The sequence below is a fragment of the Deltaproteobacteria bacterium genome (genome assembly GCA_018668695.1).
In the GTDB taxonomy this organism is placed as follows: Bacteria; Myxococcota; XYA12-FULL-58-9; order XYA12-FULL-58-9; family JABJBS01; genus JABJBS01.
Map to the genome: position 1 here is coordinate 1 of JABJBS010000268.1, position 6730 is coordinate 6730.

Here is a 6730-nt window from a genome sequence, read left to right on the forward strand (position 1 = left end):
CGAGACAAAGCTTCGTTGTCGATGTCGACCTTCACCTTCTCAAGACCGTGCTCAGACAGTGCGCGTGGCACAAGGTGTTGCCGAGCTATCTCAAGCTTCTCTTCAGCGGTGTAGCCGGATACCTCAAGAATTTCCATTCGGTCTCGCAAAGGCGCCGGAATTGGATCCAGCTGGTTTGCAGTCGCAATGAAGAAACACTTCGACAGGTCAAACGGCACATCGATGTAATGGTCGGCAAAAGTATGGTTTTGCTCTGGGTCGAGAACTTCAAGCAGCGCCGATGCAGGGTCACCACGGAAATCATGAGCCAGCTTATCAACTTCATCCAATACGAATACTGGGTTGTTGGCGCCCGCCTTTTTCTTGCCTTGTACAATACGGCCGGGCATTGAGCCTACGTATGTTCGACGGTGTCCACGAATCTCAGCTTCATCCCGAACGCCGCCCATGGCAACGCGGACGAACTTGCGGCCCATAGCCTTAGCGATAGATTGCCCCAATGACGTCTTACCTGTACCCGGAGGTCCCACCAAGCAAAGAATCGGGCCCTTCATATCGGACTTAAGCTTACGTACTGCGAGAAACTCAACGATACGCTTTTTGATTTTCTCCAAGCCATAGTGTTCTGCATCCAGAACACTTCGAACCTCTTCGAGGTCAATTCGGTCTAACGAACTCTGGTTCCACGGCAAGTCGCATAGCCACTCAACGTAGGTGCGAGCCACTGTGTACTCGGCCTGCGATGGGTTCATATTGCGCAGTCGGCGCAACTCCTTGCGTGCCGATTTCTCTGCCTCTTTCGGTAGGCGTGCTTCGGTGACTCGGCGGTCTAAGTCAGCTAAATCATCTTCACCGTCTTCGCCCTCACCAAGCTCCTCTTTGATGGCCTTAAGCTGCTGACGCAAGTAGTACTCGCGCTGCGTCTTGGACATCTCACCTTTAACTTGCGTACTGATTTTGTTCGACAACTTGAGCACTTCAAGTTGGCGGCTCAATAGCTCAAGAACCCGTCGCATACGTGAGACCAGCTCAGTCGTATCGAGCACGGATTGTTTTTCGTCGACAGTCGCATCAACATTGGATCCAATGAGGTCAGCCAATACACCTGCATCGTCTACCCGCTCCAACAACTCGGCCGCCGATGGTGGCAGCTCCGGGATAAGACGCAGTACTTCGCGGGCTGTCTTCTTGAGGCTCATTGTCAAAGCTTCAACTTCAACTTCGTTCGATGTCATCTCGTCAACAGCAGTAATTTCAGCCTTAAGGTAAGGTAGGCTCTGCGTGTATTCCTTGATGCGAACGCGAGACAGACCTTGAACAACAACAGAGAAGTTGTCCTTGGATGCTTTAACCAGCTTAACGAGACGCGCCGCGCAGGCAATTGTGTAGAGGTCGCCCGGTCCAGGATCGTCAACATCAGGATCTCGTTGAGCAACGATGGCTACAAGCCCGTTCTCTTTGATCCCTTCCTCAACCAAACGAACCGTTTTCGGTCGACCAATGCCCAAAGGCACAATGGAACCGGGAAACAGAACAGTATTTCTAAGCGTGAGAACAGGCAGTTCGTCGGGGATAACAATCAAGCTATCGTCGGTGTCTGCACGCGTCAGCGCATGCTCGATGCTCCCGATATTACTAAGAAAATCTTCTTCTGGTTTTTTATCTTCTGACATCATCCCCGCCACCCGGCATGCATTGCCGGCATTACATTATGCATAGAGTCCACTACCACATCGGCAGTGCCAGCCTAAAACTGTAATCTTGTAGTATAGGCCCGACTGGAAGTCGAACTCCTGGAGACGTGTTTATGATGACGCAGCTGGCCAAAAGGATTGCCTAAACAGTTTGGACAATTTCTATCGAGCCAAGGTTCGTAGACGCTGCTTGGCGCTTCGCCGACCGTATATTCAGACTATGAGAGGGACTAAGCTGGCTGCTCCGCGAGACCTTGCTCTGAAGTGGGTAAACGCTCGAAGGACTTTCCGCAGTCCTTGCAGCGGAGGTCGGAACTAAGGCGGGTACCGCAACAACAGACCCATCCCGCAGCTTGCGCAGGATTTCCCATGACGAGAGCATGGGCTGGGACGTCACGAGTCACAACGCTCCCCGCTCCAACTAAGCAATAGGCGCCCAATTTAACGGGGGCAATGATGGTAGCGTTTGCTCCGATACTTGCACCCAAGCCAACGTGTGTACGCTCCCAGTTAGGCTCGCCTTCAGGCTTTTGTCCGCCGGAACGCGGCGTATGGTCATTCGTAAAAGTGGCGTTGGGCCCAACAAAGACGTTGTCTTCGCATGTGACACCCCACCAAACCTGAACACCGTTCTTGATGGTGACGTGATCACCGAGCACCGCACCATTCTCAACAAACGAGCACTCGCCGACATTGCAATGCGCGCCGACCTTGGCTCCCTTTAGCACATGGGCAAATGCCCAAACGCGGGTGCCCTCACCAACATCGTCGGAATCGACTAAACCCTTGGGGTGTACAAAAAAGGCGGGCGCCTCATTGGGCGCCCGCTTAGTAGATTCAGATTTAGAATCCGGATTCGCTGACATACTTACTCCACTACACCGCATGCATTTACGGGCAGCGTGGCAGTATCGTCAATTTGGATAACTGTAAAGTCAGCGATGCATGTCTGACCGCCGCTGCAGTCATCATCCGTGGCACATGCTGCGAAGCACACACCTGAATCCATGCAAGCGCCTGATGCACACTGGCCGTCTCGGTTACAGCTTTCACCTGCCAGTGATTCACCAACTTGCTGCGCACACACCTGACGACCAGTACAGTCATCAAGAATCTGACGCCGCACCTGGCATGCCTGCTTGTCGCCGCAATCTGCGTCACTCAAGCATTCAACCCGAACCATGTCGCCATACACATCTGAGGTGTAAGCCGTCTGAACGCTTCCGAGGTTTAGAGTACCTGTAGAGGTTCCAACCAAGGAGTCCGCCTGAAGATCCAGATCACTGTCAGTAATGGTTCCCTCAACACTCATATTTAGGTAACCGTCAGACGTGCCGTACCATGCGAGTTCTTGCATCTGTCCTTCAATGAAGCCAGCCGCACCTTGCACAGCCATATCGCAAGCCAAGGTACCCATCGCTGGGTCGAGGTCGACGAAACTACTCAAGGCACCTGAGAGCCAAGCACCTACGCGGTCACAACCGCATGTTCCGATGTTCGTGCCGCCGCAAACAAACTCGCCGCCATCTTCGCAGCCAAACAGGCTTTCCGTGGCGCATGCGAGATTGTCCTGACCTGTCAGTTCAGGCAGAACAAATTCATTAAGCGTAAAAAGAATAATCGTACCGTACTGCAGACCTAGGCGATGCTCGTCGATTTCTAGGTCGAAAGAGATATCGCTATCGCCTGATTGAGTCGCGCGAGGCGTCGCCAATCCCGTAAAATCAGCTGCTACAGGCTCAAGCCCAACTTCGGCACCACTGTAAGTTGTACGACCGCAGCAAGTGTTTGTGAAATCGCATTCTTGTCCGTATCGCCAAGTAAAGAGAAAGTCGTCCCAGCCCCACTGGCCGTTTAGCTCACCCTCAGCGTTTGCGTTGAGGATATCCATCTGACCGCCAACCCGGAGGTTGTTCACAAGGTCAGTCACATCGCCGCCAATGCTCATTCCGTCATCCACCCAAGTTGGAAGTCGGTTTAGGAGGTTGTCGTATATAAACTGTGCAACCATGTGCTCGTTTGAGTCGAAGTCTCCCGCATTGTAACCAGCAGCTGATGCAGCCAACACCAAACCTAGATCCCAGTAAGTTGGATCCAGTCCGACGTATTGCTCAAGGGCTAAACCCAAGTACCGAAGCATTAATTCAGCTGGGTCATGAAAGAAGTTACCAACTTCACTGACAACCGTGCCGGCCGCGCCCGGAAGCGTTTCGTTTAAGTGCATCGTTGTCGAGAAATCGTATGAGCCTTCAAGATCAACCATCTCAAGCTTAAGAGGCACGGTCATCGTGATAACCGAACGTCCCGCAATCGGGTCAGCTACAGCACATCCGTAAGCAACAGTGTTTCCTGCAGGGCCCTTTGCTTCAACAGTCACGCTGAAAATCTTGTTTTCCTCGAGTGCTTCGAAGAGCACAGTAGAGTTTACGTCACCGGTGAGCGCCTCAGCCTGAATCGGCGGCAATGAACCAAAGTTCACGTTCTCACAATCAATGACACCCTCGTGCAAGCTTGCCTGCAGCTCGGGAAGTGGAACGACGTCACTGTAATCGAATCCGACACGCAATCCGCCGCGGTATACACCATCAACGATAACATCTGCGTACTCAGTCAACGTACTGCCGTCACGCTGAGTGGTCGAAACAACGATTTGTAAGTCGGCACGTAACGCACCAGCCGTAAACACATTGGAAACGCGGCCATCCGCGCCAGTTACGGCGGTCTGGATAGCAAGCGAGCTACCTGAAGCATCACCATCAAGCGCGAAGCTTACAGGGCGTTGACCAACAGGGTTTCCGTTGTCTGCGAATACTACTCGCGCGATAACATTGGCTCTTTCTTCAAAAAGCAACGACATATCGGCGGGTGTCTCGATAAGTAACTGCACTTCTCTGGATGGGACATTTGCACCGGTTGCGGCGCCTGGGTCTGTTAGAACTTCCTGCTCGGAGCAGGCTGCTGCTAGAACCATGAATGCCAGGGCGGGCACGATAGCTCGTTTTTGCATGTGAAAATTCCTTTTCGCAGTCCAATAATGGAACGGGGGTAAGGCGTGTACCCACATCATCCTACACGCTCTGGGTGGTCTGCTCCTAAGTGAGGTGCCCCCGAAAAGCAACCGAAAAACATATAATATTATGAGTAAACATAAGTCACCATCGAGCGAGACTTATGAACATCTTGGAATGTTGGCCCATCGCGTCATTATCGTTCAACAATTGATATGATCTTTCAGAGGGGCCAAAAAGAACGTTCCCAGCAAAAAATCGTATTTTCAGGCCATTCAACGTGCACTTAACAATTGACTGAACAATGAGTTCAGTGTCCTTAACAGGAATTCGTAATTTGAATTCAACCCGACTATTCGGGTTAGGCCAACTCGGGAAAACTTCTTGAAAGATTGACCCGTTTAACGCATTTAGCAAAGGCGGCAGTTCGCAGGAACAAGGCTTACAGGAAAGCAAAGACCATGAGCATAAACACGATTATAGTAGGCGACGAGAAACCAGTTATTTTCATGAGTGCATCTCCCCGTGGTGAATTTGAAGGGGAATTTGATAGCTACGAAGAAGACGAAGAAGAGGAAGAATACGAAGACGAAGAACTTACCGGTGATCTGGACTTCGACTCATTTGGCGGTGAGGACGACGAAGCTGAATCCGAAAACAGCGATGACGATGACCTCAATACCGTAGATGGCCTCGATGACTCAGATGATTCAAACGACTTCGACGACGACGACGACGACTTGTTCTAAGTTGCCGGCTCAAAAAGCACGTAATTCTCCCACATCACGAATAATTCTTAAAGATCTGACGGTCACGCGCGTCTAAGATTAGGGTATGAAACCGCCCTGGTGCTTCACTGATGCGTATGGTATCTGAGCGCACGTTCAATTGTTCACAAAAAGGAAGTGACTATGGTCTCGATCACCCCTGTAATGACTCGACTTTCGACTGCATTGGCTCTGCTGATGATTTGCCCAGCAATCGCAACCACCGGTTGTGGATCCGATGAACTCGGCGGCACATTCCAGGCTCCTGATAGAGATCCTGAAGATAACGACTTAGGCCCTGCCTCACCGCTCATTCCTGGCACGGAATACTGGTACAGCATCAACCGCTCGTACAAGCGAACCGCTGAAAGCGACAGCAGCGGCGCTACACAAGGCGAGGCGCAGTCGGTTGGCCACGTGTGTATCAAAATCACCGAAGTCCAAGACACCGCCACTGAGACCTACCAGAACGAAGCTGAAACGATTGTTATGGCCAATGTTCAAGTTCGCGGCTCCAGCCCCGGCTCAACATCTCTCGACTTCAGTGACCAGAGCGGCGTAGCCAATACCGGACCTGCGGTTGACGACTTAACGCAAAACCTATGGTTGCAGAATCTCACAGTATCGAGCACTGACCACGGCTTCGACAGCCCGCAAGCCACTGCATTCCAGACCCACCATGCGCCGCGTCCTCCAGCAACCACACTGGCTAACCTGCCCTTCTTTGAAGTTCGCCAGCAAGCTAGCCGAGAATGGGCTGGCTGGATTAACACCGGCGGAGACTTGGTCGGTGCTTCTAGCTTCACCGGCGACATGATGAAGTATTTCCAAGACACCTATGGCTCAGAAATAACCGCGGATCGAACCCGCTTCCGTTTCAAGTTCATTGTTCCACCGCAGACCTGCAACGAATTCACCGAGCCAGCCAGCTGCAACGCCAATAACTGCACCTGGGGACGTCCTCCAGAGGGTGGCCAGAGCACCTGCTTCCGCCTCTACTCCATGAGCTACATTTGGCGTGAAACCATCAGCGGTGACGCTGTTCCAACGGGCGCACCTGAACTCGCCGGAAACGTTCTGCACCTGTTGGAACTCAACTACTACGAAGATGGTTCGTTGAACTCGGCCCGTGAAGAAATTAGCCCTGACGTGCTAAACGCCAGTGAGAACCTACCAGCTGAGCTCCCGCAGTGTGATGCAAACTGCCTTACAGCACATGTCGATAACTTCGGTGGCTTCTATTCACGACCGGATTACCCCG

Annotated in this window: 5 protein-coding genes; 2 read left to right on the forward strand and 3 right to left on the reverse strand. The window is 52.1% G+C overall.

What is annotated here, in order from left to right; translation table 11 throughout:
* From lon to HOK28_14380, 3 genes are all read right to left on the reverse strand, one after another.
* A partial coding sequence (gene lon, locus HOK28_14370) for an endopeptidase La (GenBank protein MBT6434280.1) occupies window positions 1–1673 on the reverse strand: 1673 nt, incomplete at its 3' end.
* A gap of 251 nt (window positions 1674–1924) precedes the next feature.
* Window positions 1925–2560 carry an N-acetyltransferase gene (locus tag HOK28_14375; GenBank protein ID MBT6434281.1) on the reverse strand — a complete coding sequence of 212 codons (636 nt, stop codon included), beginning with the start codon at window positions 2558–2560 and terminating at the stop codon, window positions 1925–1927.
* Window positions 2561–2562: 2 nt separating this feature from the next.
* On the reverse strand, window positions 2563–4701 hold the full coding sequence (locus HOK28_14380; protein MBT6434282.1) for a hypothetical protein: 2139 nt from the start codon (window positions 4699–4701) through the stop codon (window positions 2563–2565).
* Between the two features lie 462 nt (window positions 4702–5163).
* Here HOK28_14380 and HOK28_14385 point away from each other — a divergent pair, with 462 nt between their 5' ends.
* Window positions 5164–5451, forward strand: a complete 288-nt coding sequence (locus HOK28_14385; GenBank protein ID MBT6434283.1) for a hypothetical protein — start codon at window positions 5164–5166, stop codon at window positions 5449–5451.
* Between the two features lie 162 nt (window positions 5452–5613).
* A partial coding sequence (locus tag HOK28_14390) for a hypothetical protein (protein ID MBT6434284.1) occupies window positions 5614–6730 on the forward strand: 1117 nt, incomplete at its 3' end.